The sequence below is a fragment of the Brevibacterium renqingii genome, assembly GCF_017808105.1.
Classification (GTDB): Bacteria; Actinomycetota; Actinomycetes; order Actinomycetales; family Brevibacteriaceae; genus Brevibacterium; species Brevibacterium renqingii.
In genome coordinates this window covers 112,166-125,763 of record NZ_JADBHF010000013.1, presented here as the reverse complement: position 1 = coordinate 125,763, position 13,598 = coordinate 112,166, and the positions used below count along the sequence as shown (strand labels likewise).

Annotated in this window: 10 protein-coding genes; 3 read left to right on the top strand and 7 right to left on the bottom strand. The window is 54.3% G+C overall.

All coding sequences use genetic code 11. The features are described from left to right. The 3 genes from IHE57_RS13695 to IHE57_RS13685 form a co-directional block, all read left to right on the top strand. The coding region (locus IHE57_RS13695; RefSeq protein ID WP_209373843.1) for a glycosyltransferase at nt 1–1,572 on the top strand (1,572 nt) is incomplete at its 5' end. A 103-nt stretch (nt 1,573–1,675) separates the two neighbouring features. Continuing rightward, complete coding sequence (locus tag IHE57_RS13690) at nt 1,676–3,391, top strand: class II glutamine amidotransferase domain-containing protein (protein ID WP_209373841.1); 1,716 nt, start codon at nt 1,676–1,678, stop codon at nt 3,389–3,391. Between the two features lie 44 nt (nt 3,392–3,435). Beyond that, nucleotides 3,436–4,497, top strand: coding sequence for a hypothetical protein (locus IHE57_RS13685; protein WP_209373839.1), 1,062 nt, complete (start codon nt 3,436–3,438; stop codon nt 4,495–4,497). An 85-nt stretch (nt 4,498–4,582) separates the two neighbouring features. On the opposite strand, the gene IHE57_RS13680 is transcribed toward IHE57_RS13685, so the two are convergent. The 7 genes from IHE57_RS13680 to IHE57_RS13650 all read right to left on the bottom strand — a co-directional run bounded on the left by IHE57_RS13680 (nt 4,583) and on the right by IHE57_RS13650 (nt 13,492). Beyond that, nucleotides 4,583–5,836, bottom strand: a complete 1,254-nt coding sequence (locus IHE57_RS13680; protein WP_209373837.1) for a glycosyltransferase — start codon at nt 5,834–5,836, stop codon at nt 4,583–4,585. Nucleotides 5,837–6,144: 308 nt separating this feature from the next. Then, nucleotides 6,145–7,215 carry a non-hydrolyzing UDP-N-acetylglucosamine 2-epimerase gene (gene wecB / locus IHE57_RS13675; RefSeq protein ID WP_209373835.1) on the bottom strand — a complete coding sequence of 357 codons (1,071 nt, stop codon included), beginning with the start codon at nt 7,213–7,215 and terminating at the stop codon, nt 6,145–6,147. 52 nt (nt 7,216–7,267) lie between these two features. Then, nucleotides 7,268–9,247, bottom strand: a complete 1,980-nt coding sequence (locus IHE57_RS13670; RefSeq protein ID WP_209373833.1) for a hypothetical protein — start codon at nt 9,245–9,247, stop codon at nt 7,268–7,270. Nucleotides 9,248–9,459: 212 nt separating this feature from the next. Beyond that, complete coding sequence (locus IHE57_RS13665; protein WP_209373825.1) at nt 9,460–10,758, bottom strand: nucleotide sugar dehydrogenase; 1,299 nt, start codon at nt 10,756–10,758, stop codon at nt 9,460–9,462. A gap of 28 nt (nt 10,759–10,786) precedes the next feature. Continuing rightward, entirely contained in the window at nt 10,787–11,779 is a 993-nt protein-coding gene (locus tag IHE57_RS13660) for a Gfo/Idh/MocA family protein (RefSeq protein WP_209373823.1), read from the bottom strand. Between the two features lies 1 nt (nt 11,780). After that, nucleotides 11,781–12,893: a DegT/DnrJ/EryC1/StrS family aminotransferase gene (locus IHE57_RS13655; RefSeq protein WP_209373821.1), complete on the bottom strand. Its 1,113-nt coding sequence runs from the start codon at nt 12,891–12,893 to the stop codon at nt 11,781–11,783. Then, a complete protein-coding gene (locus IHE57_RS13650) occupies nt 12,890–13,492 on the bottom strand; it encodes an acyltransferase (RefSeq protein WP_209373819.1) in 603 nt (200 codons plus the stop codon). The genes IHE57_RS13655 and IHE57_RS13650 overlap by 4 nt, the downstream gene beginning before the upstream one ends. Nucleotides 13,493–13,598 lie beyond the last annotated feature (106 nt).

The window sequence follows — 13,598 nt, the reverse complement described above, 5'->3', positions numbered from 1 at the left end:
CTTTCATCCGAAATGCGCGAAGCCCAAGGACGACGTGAAGCCGCGTCGGACGGCGTGGCACAAGAGGTCTCTTCCACTGAGCTACTCAAAGAAAAGCTATCTGCAGCTGAAGCCAACCTGAAACACGAGACAGACGCCCGGGTGGAAATTGGTAGACGGAACGAAATTCTGAACACCAATGTAGCGACGATGAAGACTCAAATATCAACTCTCAAGGAGCGTCTGGCTAAAACAAATGGTGTAATCCACACTTCCCGAGAGAAGCTCGATAACCTAATCGCGAGAAATAGGGATCTTCAGGAAAAGATCAAGCAAGAGCGCGTTAGAGAAAAAGAACGCCGGGAAAAGTTGGTCAATAGTCTGAAACTCACGCGTGAAAGATTGGTGTACACCAGTTCTCTTTGGGGCGCAGCAAAAAAATACTTCACGCTCTTTCGGCAGGGTCTTTTGTACGAGGAAATCGAGAAGTCGGATGTCGACCTAAGCGCTGAGACCTATCTTTGTCTACTACCCAGCACTGTTCCAGCAGCCATGGTGCTTCAACGCAAGTACGGGGGGAGGATCATCTGCGATTGTGTGGAAAACGTGGAGGTTCACAAACACTCGCTGGCACCGAATTTGCACCCAGCAGCCCTCGAGATGGTCAACCTCAACGCTTATGGTGCGTTGACTCAAGTCGATGGAATTATGACGGTGAGTAACTCGGTGGTCGAAACTCTTGACGGCTTCGGCCGACCTGTTCGTTTGCAGCCGAACTATCGTTGGTATGAGGAGGTAAAACCATCCGGCACTCTGCGGGAACGGTTCAATATCCCGACCGACGGTACTGTGCTCGTCACAACGGGAAACATCGTAAATGGATTTGAAGCCGTGTTGGACGCAGTTGCAGAGCTTCCGGAAAGTATTCACCTGGTTGCGTTCATCAAGCTTAGTCCTATTTCATATTCTGATGAGATCCATGGCTACCTGGAGAATCTTGGATTACAGAACCGTGTGCACCTTGAAGGGTTTGTTTCTTACGAGGAACTTCCGGGCCTGCTGGCTGACGCAGATGCTGGACTGATCACGCTTGATCCGTCGAATCCGAACCATTCCGTGTCCCTGCCGAACAGGGTATTTGATTTCACGACTTCTGGTCTGCCGTTTGTTGCGCCTCCGTTAAAGGAGATATCTAACTACATTGCAGAACACCACTGCGGTGTAACGCTGTCGGACGTCGACTCCTCTTCTTGGCGTGATGGTATTTTGGAGGTCCTGAATAATCTACAGGAACTGCGCCAATCTATGGAACTAGCGCGTAAGTCGGTGACCTGGAATAGTTTGGAAGATGGGTTGATTGAGTTCCTTGGAAATCCTGAATCTGTTACTATGCTCGGTTTTCGCGATCTGACTCGCTATCAACGGTTTTTGCGAACAACGGACACCCTAACTCGCCGTGGAGTCAAGGTGAAGGCGGCATTCTTTTCTGAAAATCCGATGCCGCTAAAGAATAGCGACGCCGAATTTTATCACTTCGCCAATAGATATGGAGTCGGGCCAGGATTGTCTCGGGTGCCTGATGACTCTGAGTAGAAGGCCGAACGCAGTCAGGACCATGAGAACAAACCAACGAGCACACTCACCTACTGGAATTTTTCTTGGAATGTATTGCAGATCGTCCGAGATGATTTCAGCGGTGTCGAATCGTTTGAGTGAGTACTTCAATGTTGCTTATGACGCAGTCATTCAACAAAGAGGAGCAACAACTGCATCATTTTTCATTCCTGGAGAGCCTGATCCTTTTGAAAACGATTGGTGCTATCGGGATGCAGACTCATTAAGCGCTTCAGCTTATCCCATTCTGTTGCGTGAGGTGCTTGAGGATCGGTCGGGGTTGGCTGTACGTAAGTTTGTGAGTAGGTTACGGCAAGGTGTCAGCGGTGGCGCGTTTAACCAACCTCCTCTATCTTACATGCATCACAATGTACGCAATGACAGTATTGTGGCGGCAAACGATATTATGGGAATCGGTAAGCTCTACTACTATCAGGCTGACGACTTCTGCCTCGTAGCTAGCGGTGTAATTGGTGCTGCGCTTGGCATGAACCGATTGCCGATCCAGGATGATGACTTTTGGGATGCCTATTATGTTACCGGCGGCGGGCTGAACAACAGCACCTATGTTCGTGGTGTTAGTCTTGCGCCGCCTGGCACCGTAATTACGGTTTCTGAACAAGGTGTAAAGTTGCGGCAAGAGCTTGAGTTTTCCGACTTCCTCTTGCAACCGAAAGGGTTGACAGACTCGATCGAACCGCCCGTAAATGCGGGTCAAAATGTTGTCGATGTCGTTGCACCTTATCTCAGTGACGAAAGCCGGTTGCGCCTTAGCGGTGGAGTAGATTCCAGGTTTGCGGCTGCTACTTTGGTCAGCCTTGGCATCCCTTTCACCGCTACTACTTTTGTTCCGCCGGATTTAGAGGCAGAAATTGCGGCGCAATTGCACGAGCGTGCCGAGGGCAGTTTTGACTGGCTGGCGGTCGAGGCGAATCCGGGCACGGTGCGTCAGGATGGAGGCACGCCTCAACCTCCCGGTCCGTCATCGGGCTCCATACTGCAACGTGCTAGCAGTTGGTTTCGATATTTGGGTGGCGACCATTGGTCGACCCCAGTCAGGTCAAACGTTCCGGTTAGGAGGCTGACACCAGCACCTCTCATGATATCTGGTAGTCACGGCGACTTTACTCGGGCGCACTACTATAGTCTGCGTGACATCCAGGAAGGTGGCGCATCCAGCGCGCTCGAACGTTATCTCACCTCGTTCGTACGAAACCGTTCCGTCCTATCTGAGGAGTTGCGAGATCACGGAGCGCAGCTAGTAAAAAACGAGCTGCTCGGCTCTCTCGTGAAGGGGATTGACGGTCTGTACGCGTTGGACTATTCATTCTATTACAACCGCGTAAGACGGCAGTTTCCGCCGGTTGCCCCGTCGGTTGCGCTACCCATGCTCACACCCGAAATGCTTCTCAGAACTTTTTGGGTTCCGCCGGAACGAAAGATCGACGCTTCCGCCATCAGGCGTATGACGCTTCATATGGTGCCTGATTGGGATGGTGTGCCGTATTTCCATGAGATCGCCGCTGAACTTGATCCCAAAACGACCAACAAGGTTAGTCTACAAGATACTTATTGGGAGACGGATCGCAATGACTTCCTTGACTCGATGGAAACCGCAATCGATTCAACTGACTATTCGGGTCTGACGATGCAGACTGTCTTGGACGAGATAGCCACACTGCCAGAGGGCAGGAATCGCACAAATCAGACGTTTGAGTTCGTGTTTTGGCACGATGCTGCTAAGCGCGTGCTGGCTGATATTGTCAGTCTTCACGAATTGCATCCTGGTAGTGTCTAGTCGGTCTCCAATATGTCGAAAGATGGAAGTTTGTGAGGGAAAAATTGGACAATGACATCGTTCCTCCGTTTGCTCTATCAGATGAGGAAGTGTACGTATATCTCGATCGTGCTCTTGCCAATATGGTGAACAGGCAAGATGTGGACCTTGGTCCAGGAGAGCGAGGCAGACTGTATGGATGGTATTGGGGATACTATGGACGGGCAGCCGTCGACATGTATTGCGTCACTGGTGACCCACAGTATGCGGCTTTGCTTGAGCGCACTATCGATGCTCTCCTCGAACAGCGCGATGACCAGCTGGCTATAGTAGACGACGAACGCGATGCCGTCTTCCCCGGTTGGGGTACAAAATATGCTTCTGGGGTCCGTTCGAACGAGATTACAACCGCAGGCTTAATTACCTTGCCGATGCTCGAATATGCTGCTGTTTCGGGTAAGAGCTGGGTTCGAGATGCCGCCGTCGAAACATTGTTGGCATTCCGGGGAGAAGCCAAACAGGATGAGAACGGCTACCGATATTTTGTCCACCAAACACAAAATATCGTTGAGGCGCTTAACCACGCTGCGCTTTATGGCGCGGCTCTAGTCAAAGCGTCTGTCACACACGACGATCCGTGGTTGATAGATACGGCGCTTGGAATTTATCGCTATCATTTGAAGTTTATCGATTGGCGCGAGGGTGGGATTAGCTGGCCTTATTCACCGAAGCCAAACGATGATAAGACCACGTTGGCTTCTGAAGCACTGTGGAAGGCGGCAGCGACGATCGAGCTACCAATTGCTTTATCTGAAGGTGGATTTGAAAATGCTACGAATCTCTTGCAGAAGGTGTCTGAATCATTCTTGACGCACCCGGCAGTGAAACGGGGCGAGCTACCCCAGTTTCTCGGTCACGACCGGCCCCAGGGCGTGGACCCAACTAGGATCAGTGGTGGGCTGACGGGCCTTCTCAGTTCCTTTCTCCAAATAGACGATAGCTCTCTCCGTCGTGAGATCTTTTCTCTCATGGGCAAAAATAGCAATATGTTTCCAAACGGTTGGAAGGGCGGCTCCCGTTCGATGATTATGGCTTGGTGCCATCTGCGTAAGGAGAGTTTGGTCTGACCAGTCGTGTCGTTACGAAGTTCTCGCCCGCTGTGTCGCATGCAAAAGTTGTGACGAACTTCCCAAGAGTTCTTAACGGGCCTGCTCAGCGTCTTTGACGGGTCCCAGCAATCCGTGTCACAAGATCAGATAGTCTCTTATACCAGCTACGGGGCCGATCGTGGGCAGATATCCCAAGTTGGAGATGCAGATTGACTAGCTGGTCTTCGTAAGAGCTCCAGTCCTCGGAGATCGCGAATTCTTCACAGCGTTGTTTCATTAGCGATAGGTTAGAATCTGAAAGTGCATTTACAGTATTGGCGATTGTTCTCGGATTGAGATCCTCAGGTACTGTGATGCCGATTCCATACTTGTTTATTCGCTGGCTCATTTCGGGGAGATCTGTGGCGAGCACGGGTACGCCCGCCGCTGGATACTCCCAGAGCTTGTTTGGCGAACAGTACAAGTGGTTTAGGCCCGTATTTTCATATGGTATCGCTCCCAAAGTTGCCCCAGTCGTCCAGTTGAGAAGGTCATCGTGCGGGACACTTGGTATCATCGCCACCTGAGGGCGTCCCCTAGGCCGATCAGTTGCAGATTCGGTGTAGGACGCTATCTCGTCCGCTAGCTTGCCCCAGCCCATGAACACTAGTGTCCATTGTTCAGAGAGGTGCTGAGATGCCTCCAACAGAGCTGATATACCACGATTCGGTGAGTACCCGCCTTGGAAGAGCAGGATTTTTTGATCGGATTCCAACTCTGCAGCAGAATGTAAACGCCCATCATATACAGGGGGAGTTTTGCGAACGACAGCGTTCGGTATCAAGACTGCATCAGGGAGATTTGGATACCTGCGATGATAATACTGCGCAATACTGCTATTTAATGTAATGAACCCATCTACGTTGTGGACGTTGTCTTGGATTACTTGCGCGTTTACATTTGCGCGTACCGTTTCAATGCTCGCTAAATCTTCGTATATTTCGTGTGCATCCCACACTAAAGGACAGCCGAACGTTTCTTTGTAATTAGATGATGCGGCGAGCGTCAGGTGGTCATGCATGTGGACGATGTCGGGGGTCATCGTGGACCGCACGCCTTCAAATATGGTCTCTCCTTGAATGCGAAATGAAGTCCATATAGCGTTTTCGCGGCCAGGAGGTAGCTGTTCTCGAGTAATTCTTGCTTTGACATCTGAGAGATCACGATGGATCAAATGGACTGTGACGTTGTTCGGAAGGACGAAGTCTTCGGGCTGGTCCGCAGTCAAACCAAATATATGAACGTCGTGGCCGTGAGCTTTCAGTGAAGCTGCGCCTTTCAATACTCGAGCATCATGCCTGATTCCGTTGTGCGCCACGCAGGCAATTTTCAGTTGTCTCCCGTTGGCGAATGTTCGACTCTTCAGCAATTGTGCGTCCTTTCGAGACCTGGCCGTCTACTCACCTTACAGTGAATGGTTTGGCTGGAGCGCAGTAGGTTCCGGGAGAGCGTGGGGTGGTATGGGTTGGGGTTCGTGTTGTGGCTGGTGGTGCTGTCGAACTCTCCGCTGAGAGATCGGCGAGCCTTATCGGCCTTGGCGCTATTCGTTTGGATCAGTCCCATTACGCGTAGGGAATAGGCTGTACGTATCTGATCGGTCTCGCTATTCTATTTGACTCATCTGGGTCACTGTGGTTTGCTCTGTGCTTCGCATAATGCTTTGGCTGCTGTTAGGGCGGCGTCGCCATGCCCATATGGGTGGCTATTCGGACTGTTCGGTTTGGGTCGCATTGCGAGGGTAGCGATATTGGTGAGGTTCGGATCAAGGACATTCCATCCTCCCGCTAGAGTTTCGGTCCATTCGGTTTCCGCGCGAAGAGTGGTGCAAGGTGTCTCTAGAAGATAAGCTTCTTTCTGTACTCCGCCGGAATCCGTAATGACCCCGTCAGCGTTCATGATTGCATTTACCATTTCCGGGTATCCGAGCGGATCGACTATACGGAGATTTCCATCGTCGAGTGCTATCCCGAAGGTTGTTGCCTTCGTCATCAAACGAGGATGGGCTGGCAATAGTACGGGCATTGGTAGATGTTTAAGGGCGCTTAAAACTGTCTCTAATCGCGTGGGATCATCCGTATTTTCGGCACGATGCACCGTAGCCAACAGGTAGTGTTCACCATGATTAATTGAGGGTACCGGGGGACTGGTCGCTAGAAGCGAGTCACGAACCTGGTAACAGACATCGACCATCACGTCTCCGACGAGTTCAGCGCGTTCGCGTAAGCCCTCTTTCGCAAGGCAGTCCATCGCTGCGGACGATGGAGCCAAGCAGATATCCGCGGCGTGATCGGTGAGCACACGGTTGTGTTCCTCAGGCATCGCACGGTTGTTTGAACGGAGGCCCGCTTCGAGATGCGCCAAGGGAATCTGGAGCTTCACTGCTGACAGCGCACCGGCGATCGTTGAGTTGGTGTCCCCATAGACGAGAACCCAATCCGGTTGGAAGTCCAAGAGCACTTGGTCCATCTGGGCCAACATGCCGCCTGTTTGGACGCCGTGACTGCCGGAACCGACACCAAGATGGATGTCCGGATCGGGAATGCCGAGGTCCTGGAAGAAAGCATCAGACATGTTGATGTCATAGTGCTGTCCGGTATGTACGATTTTGTGGTCCACTTTTAGAGCGTCGAAAGCCTTTACCATCGGGGCAAGCTTCACGAATTGTGGGCGGGCACCAACTATGCTGACGATACGCATGTTTGTGTTTCCTTTCTGTGGAGGATTCACGTGAGAACAGTTCTACCGAGGTTTATAGACTGAGCGTAGCTCGAAGCGCATTGCGCACAGTTTCGGCCCGAGAATTCCACGACTCGTTTTCGTGAATTGAATGCCAATCGACAGTGCCGGCAGCGGACACTGCCGCTCCGATCCCAGCCTCGATGGAGTCAGCGGTGCGGTCAACGACTGAGCCGGCACCATATGATTCGATCATCTCCGCAGGAGAAGAGTTCCGATAGACGGCGACGGTCATCCGTCGCTCGAGGTAGCTCATGACCTTGAGCGGGAAACTGGCGAGCCCGTAATCGGACTCCAGAAGCGCCAATCCTACCGTGGGCCCAGTGATGACAGGCATGGCGGCGAACTCGCCGCTAGTGATGTGGACCATGTGTCCGGACATGCGCGACGTCAATTGATGTGCGATTTCAACATCTTCTGGTCGTATGACCAAATGCAGGTGCCAGGGTTCGTGCAAACTGGAAAGCGCATTCATCGCGGTTTGGAGATCGTAGACACCGCCGAGTCCGCCGGCGTATACGACTTCGAGGGGTTCGGACTGGTCGGGAGGCTGTACCGCGTCGGATTCCCGATCTGCTGACAGGCAATTGGCCGGCTCGATACCGGGAGGAAGCGGGGTCCATCGATGGGGCAACCGATCGATGCGGCCGCGGAGAAGCTGGTCGAATCTCTGAGAAGCCAGGTGCGAGGGGGCGAAGAGCACATCAGTGTGTTCTCTCATCGCGGTGAACTCGGCAAGGCTATCCTTCTGCAACTGGTCCAGGTCGGCCCGGGTCTGCGAGACAGAGCTTGCCGGTTCCAGCCAGTGAAAGTCCCGGACGAACCAGCCGAATTTCAGTCCTGCGTCTCGCAGCTCCTTGAGGCCGCTTTCGAGGACACTTCGCGCCTCCAGTGGCATCGGAGCAGTCGAATTCTCTCCGTATCCCAGGCGGGGCTGGGTTCCGGCGCGAACGAGTGCCAGTGCACCGCGCATCCTGCGGCTAAGTAAGTTCTGGTTGGCGGTCACCCTCACCAACGGTACGCCGCGCTCTTCAAACGCGTGAGACATTGCGCGGATCCGTTGAGGCCTGGCACCGTTGCTACGATTTTCAATCCCCGCGACCGAGAAAAACAAATCGAACTGAGGCTGACCAGCTTCAAGGATGTCTTCCTCGTGCCAATTGGGCAGGTCCCTAGCCACCAATGCTTCGAAAGTTTTGCGAAAATGGTTGGGTGTAGAGGGAACCGCCCTAAGTTCGTTGCTCCGACTGAACCTCTCAACCGAATCTGCGACTCTTTCAGCAAGCGCCGCCCCTCGGGCAACATGGTCCTCCTCAAGTCGGATTCGGCGCGCGATTGCAACGTTCTCGACAGTGGCATCGACGAAGACTTCGACAGCGCCGGGTCCCAGACCGACTGCGGTGAAGAGGTGGTGGCCACTCTTACCGACCAGCACAAGGTGCGAAGGCGAGCTCGGAAGGCTGCGCACAATCGAATTATCCCAGCCCCGCCCGGCCTCCAGATCATGTCCGGTGTAAAGCTGATCCACACTGTGAACCGAAACCCGAACCCCGGCACTCGAAGCGGCAGCCTGCAAAGCATTGACAGTGGCTTCCTCGGCGGCGTTCAGTTTCTCCTGGGGAACAATGACGGAAACATACGCTGTCTCCGGACGTTTCGGACTGCAACCAGTGGGCGTCGCCAATGGGATCAACAGATGCGGACGGTCTGATCCATGTGCGGATGCCTTGTCCATGGCTACCGAGCTGTCGAACCACAGACGTTCGCAGGCGTCGAATGCGCCGAGGAGTCGTCCCTGGCGCTGCCTGTTGCTGAAACGGAAATCAAGTTCGTGGTGGAGAAAGACACCCTCGATCGGTAACTTGAGTAAGGCATCAGCAGCCGCATACACAGATTCCACTCCGACTGCAATGACGCGAGTCGCACGCAGGTCAGAGGCAGTATCGCGGAGCTCGTCGGTCGGAGAATCGGGTAGACGCTCCAACCATTCCACTGCGCATTCATCTGCCCACGCCGAGCGTATGCACTCTGCCAGGATGATTTGAGCGGGACCGACCCCTGACAGGAGCAGAAGCGGCCGCTCACCGGAGGTCGATCGTGCGGAAGCTGACTGAAGAAGTCCGGTCAGTTGGCTCCGGAGTCGCCCGGCCCATGATCTCATGGACTGAAGCGTCGGTCGGGAGAAACCCGGCATTGCCTCAGGCCCTACTCTCCGCCTCCGATCACCAAGCGCGCAACGCTACTCCACTTGGACGCATCGGTGGCGTTCCGGCCGTCCACAAGTACGCGCACTCCGGGGAAGGTTTCAGGTGAGAGATCGTGGTATTCCGGATGGTCCGCCTGCAAGACGAGTCCGTCGGCCGGTTGCCCGATATGCGCTGGCTCGAAATTGAACGCACGGAGCTCCTCATCGCTGTACATCGGATCGTGAACAGAAACCGCCGCGCCCTTCGCCTCCAGAGTGGACACGGTGGGGAAGACTCCGGAAAATGCGGTCTCTTTGACGCCTCCGCGGTACGAAGCGCCCAGCACCACGATGCGTTTACCCCTCAGGTCGCCGAGATTCCCTTCCAGCATCCGTACAGCGTGTGCGGGCATGTCCATATTCGCTTCTCGAGCGGTTCGCACAATACTTGCCTGCGGATCGTTGTAGAGGTACAGACGAGGATAGACCGGGATGCAATGACCGCCGACAGCGATTCCGGGCCGATGAATGTGGCTGTAGGGCTGTGAGTTTGAGGCTGCGATCACTTTGTAGATGTCGATCGAGTTCTGCTCCGCGAACTGCGCGAATTGGTTCGCGAGTCCGATGTTGACGTCTCTGTAGGTTGTCTCGGCAAGTTTGGCCATCTCCGCTGCCTCGGCGGTGCCCATGTCCCAGACCCCATTGCTCTGGGGCGCAAGATCGGGACGATCGTCGAAATCGAGTACAGAATGATAGAAATCGATCGCGCGCTGGGTACCGACGGAGCCAAGCCCACCGACCAGTTTGGGGTATTTGCGAAGGTCTTCGAATACACGCCCGGTCAGCACGCGTTCAGGTGAAAACGCTAGGTAGAAGTCTTCGCCCTCAGCGAGCCCCGAGATTTCTTCGATCATCGGCTTCCAGCGATTCCGAGTAGTCCCCACGGGCAGAGTCGTCTCGTAAGAGATCAAAGTTCCGGGGGTGAGGTGCTCAGCTAGCGAACGGGTGGCGTTCTCCATCCAACCGAAATCTGGTTGCCAGGTTTCGTCATTGACGAAAAGCGGTACAACAATGACGATGGCGTCGCTGTTCGGAATCCCGTCAGAGTACTCGGTAGTCGCTCGGATACGACCGGAGCTGCGAGACTCACTCAACTTCCTTTGAAGGTCGAACTCGCCGGGGAATGGCTCGATTCCTTCGTTGATCGAATCGACTACTCGTTGCTGAACGTCGATGCCGACGACGTCGTGACCTTTGGTTGCAAACTGTACGGCGAGGGGAAGTCCGATCTTGCCGAGTCCGATGACGCTGATTTTCACGTTTGGTGCTTCTTCCTTTGAATCGTGCTCAGGACAGAGCGACAGTTGTTCCGGTCTTGCTGGATTCGAGCATCGCCTCGCAGACGTGCAGTACCTCCGCGCCCTGATGAAGGGTAACGATTTCTGCTGTGGTGTCACCCATGATGGCATCACGAAGGTATTCGTGTTCGACTCGCAAGGGCTCAGGTTTGGGAAAAGCGAACCTGGTGATGTTGCCTTCGGCGACGCCGCGGAAGTGTGACATCTCCTCCCATTCGGTGTTCACAGAAGCGTTTGCGTAGAAGGTCAGATCAGAGGTGAGGGTGTCGGCGACGAACATACCTCGCTCACCGACAACAGTCGTCCGACGTTCCTTCGCAGGCGTCAGCCAGTTCACCAAATGATTGACTGTCACGTCGGCCTGAAGCAGACCGGTTGCAGCCACCATGTCTTCGTGCTCCCGTCCGGATTTGTGCAATGTTCGGCCGGAGACAGATTCGTATCCGCTGCTTGCTACCCACATTGTGAGATCGATGTCGTGAGAGGCGAGGTCTTTAATGACTCCGACATCGGCGATTCTGCTGGGGAATGGGCCTTGTCGACTGGTTGAGATCTGATAAATTTCGCCGAGGTCTCCTGCTTGCAATCGTCTGCGAAGCTCCTGCAGAGACGCATTGTATCGCTCAATATGACCGACTGCGCCCACCAGGTTGGCGGCCTGAAACAGCTCGGCAAGTTCGAGCGCCTCAGCATAACTTCCCGCGAGGGGCTTCTCGATGAGCGCGTGCACGCCTGCTGCAGCAAGCTTCTTTCCGGTCTCATAGTGCAAGTGCGTCGGTACGGCTACTACGCAATAGTCAATTCCGAATTCGATTAGCTCATCGATACTAGAGAAGACGGGTAGATTGCCTGCCACTCCGTGAGGGTCTCCAAGTGCGTCGGCCACGGCAACGAAATCGACTCCTTCAAGCGCGTGGAGATTTCGGGCATGGTGACGCCCCATCATGCCAAGGCCAACCAGTCCAGCTCTCAAATCAGGCATGTCAAGCTCCAGCCCGTACCGCGGTGTTCACTCCGCGCACGATTCGGTCGAGGTCGGATTCGCCGAGTTTAGGATGGATCGGAAGTGATAGACACTCCGAAGCAGCTTGCTCGGTGGCAGGAAGGTCAAGACCTGGAGCGAATTTAGCCAGAGAAGGCAATCTGTGGTTGGGAACCGGATAATAGACACCAGTGCCGATATTGAACTCATCTTTGAGGGCGTTGGCGACTTGATCGCGGTCGGCAGCTTCCGCGCCGTCCAAACGAATCGTGTACTGGTGATAGACGTGCTTACGACCTTCTGGCACGTGAGGAGTAACGACTCCTTCCAGGCCCGAATTCAGATAACCTGCGTTCGCCCTACGAACTTCAGTCCAGGACTGTACTTGGCGAAGCTGCGCACGTCCGATAGCGGCGTGGACATCCGTCATGCGGTAGTTGAACCCGATAACTTCGTTCTCGTACCGCCGTTCCATACCTTGGTTGCGGTAGACGCGTACTAAGCGGAGGAGCTCTTCATCCGTTGCGGAGAGCATGCCGCCTTCGCCTGAGGTCATATTCTTTGTCGGATACAGGGAGAATGCTCCGAACGAACCGAAAGTACCCACCTGGCGCCCCTTGAACTCAGCGAGGTGAGCTTGAGCAGCATCTTCGAAGAACTGCAGATTGTTCTCGTCGCAGATGTTCTGCAAACTTGCGATGTCAGACGGGAGCCCATAGAGGTGAACGGTCATGACGGCTTTGGTGCGGTCCGTAATGCTCGCTTTCACCGAGGCCGGGTCCAGTGTGTAGGAGTCGATGTCTATGTCGGCGAATACCGGTGTCGCGCCAGTCAGAGCGACGGAATTGGCAGTGGCCGCAAACGTAAATGAAGGAACGATGACTTCGTCGCCCTCGCCGATTCCAGCGGCAAGGAGTCCGAGGTGGAGAGCAGATGTACCGGAGTTCACCGCGACACATGTTGCCGGGCTTGCCACTTGTTCAGCGAATTCCTGCTCGAACTTAGCGACTTCCGGTCCTTGTGCGATCATGCCAGTCTTCAACACATGGTCCACTGCGTTGCGCTCTGTATCACCGATGATCGGTGATGCTGGCGGTATGAACTCACTGTTCATTCAGAGACCTCTTCCAATTCGTCAGAATCTTCCTTCTCTCGATAGACATCGCCTGTCGAGTTGTCTTTCCACAATCCGCTTTCGTTCATTTCAAGGGGTGTGCCTGATTTACCCACCCACTTGATGCGCCGCGCGGGTACACCTGCAACTAGGGCATGCGGTGGAACATCGCTAGTGACGACGGCGCCCGCTGCTACTGTTGCCCAAGCCCCGATGCGAACTGGAGCAACGCACACAGCGCGGGCTCCGATCGCTGCACCCTGCTCGATTCTGACGCCCACTGCGTCCCAATCGCTCGCATCCTTCTGTCCGCCGTCGGGATTGATAGCTCGCGGGAAAGTATCGTTTGTCAGAACTGCGGCCGGTCCGATGAACACACCATTGGCCAGATCCGCCGGCTCGTAGACGAGTGCGTAGTTTTGAATCTTGGAGTTGTCGCCGACATGGACGTCTGAACCGATATAAGCACCTCTGCCGACGACGACGTTCTTGCCAAGACGAGCTCCGTCGCGGACTTGTGCTAAATGCCAGATTGAGGATCCTTCACCAATGAGGGCGCTGGCATCAACGTCGGCTGACTCTTGAATTCGTAGGTTCACAGCTGTGCTTTCTGGACAGGTTCGCGCGTGCAGATGCGCCTTGACACTATTGCAGTCATATTCTTAGGAAGCATACGGCAACTGTCCGGGAAAAATGTAATGCAGC

Excerpts from the sequence above, each read along its gene's own strand:
- wecB (WP_209373835.1), bottom strand. The coding sequence starts at position 7,215 with ATGCGTATCGTCAGCATAGTTGGTGCCCGCCCACAATTCGTGAAGCTT.
- IHE57_RS13660 (WP_209373823.1), bottom strand. The coding sequence starts at position 11,779 with ATGCCTGATTTGAGAGCTGGACTGGTTGGCCTTGGCATGATGGGGCGT.
- IHE57_RS13655 (WP_209373821.1), bottom strand. The coding sequence starts at position 12,893 with ATGAACAGTGAGTTCATACCGCCAGCATCACCGATCATCGGTGATACA.